The organism is Candidatus Symbiopectobacterium sp. NZEC135 (assembly GCF_025962695.1).
On record NZ_JAGFPF010000791.1, the window covers coordinates 1 to 935 of the forward strand.

General features: G+C 53.6%; 1 protein-coding gene. It reads right to left on the minus strand.

Annotated elements, in window-relative coordinates; genetic code table 11:
* Positions 1-182 precede the first annotated feature (182 nt).
* On the minus strand, positions 183-935 hold a 753-nt coding region (locus tag J5224_RS30485), incomplete at its 5' end, for a thioredoxin fold domain-containing protein (RefSeq protein ID WP_264628778.1).

Genomic DNA, 935 nt, shown 5'->3' on the forward strand with positions numbered 1-935 from the left:
TCCGGCCAGAAGGCGGTCATGGCCTCTGCGGTGATGCAGTGTTTCTCCGCCAGAGTGTCTAACGTTAAGGCGGCAACGCCCTGTTGTTCCAGTAAGATCAGCGCGCTCTCAAGTACCTCGTCCCGCTGTAGTTGCATGATATCCCCCTTGATTCAGACTGGGGCCGCCACCGTTTCAGCAGCTTATTGCCCCAGTTTTTGCAAATGTGCCCGGAACGCCTCGGCATTCATAAAACCCGTAATGCGTGAGTCGGGAATCTCTCGGCCATTACTGTCAAAAAAGAGTATGGTCGGTAACCCCATAACCTGAAATTTTTTCAGCAAGGCATTTTGCTGCGCGTTGTTGGCGGTGACATCCGCCTGAAGGAGTTGAAACCTGACCAGATCCTGTTTAACGTCCGCATCGCTGAAGGTGTATTTCTCAAACTCTTTGCAGGCTACACACCAGTCGGCATATAAATCCAGCATGGCAGGGCGCTGGCTGCTAGTGAGGGATTGGTTCAACCCTTCCAGATGATGAACCGGTGTAAACGGCAGAGTCGATGTGTGAGCGGTGCTGGCTTGGCTTGATGAAGGCATTAACCATTCTTGCAATGGACGAGCGGCGGTCACGGCACCAATCAAAAGCAGCAGTTGTATCAAACGCATCCCGCGCCAATGGCTGCGCAAGCCCAGTATGATCAGCCAACTCAGGAAGGAAATTATCAGCAGGCTCCACAGGCGAGCTCCCCAGATATCGCCTACAACGCGTTCCAGCAGAAAAACCGGTAAGGCCAGAATGACAAACCCAAAAGCAGTTTTGATGTGCTGCATCCAAGGACCGCTACGGGGTAAAAAGCGGTTGCCGAACAGCGTCACCGCGATAAGCGGCAAGCCCATACCGAGCGCATAGAGATAAAGGATGCCGCCACCGGCGACGCTATTACCGCTTTGCGC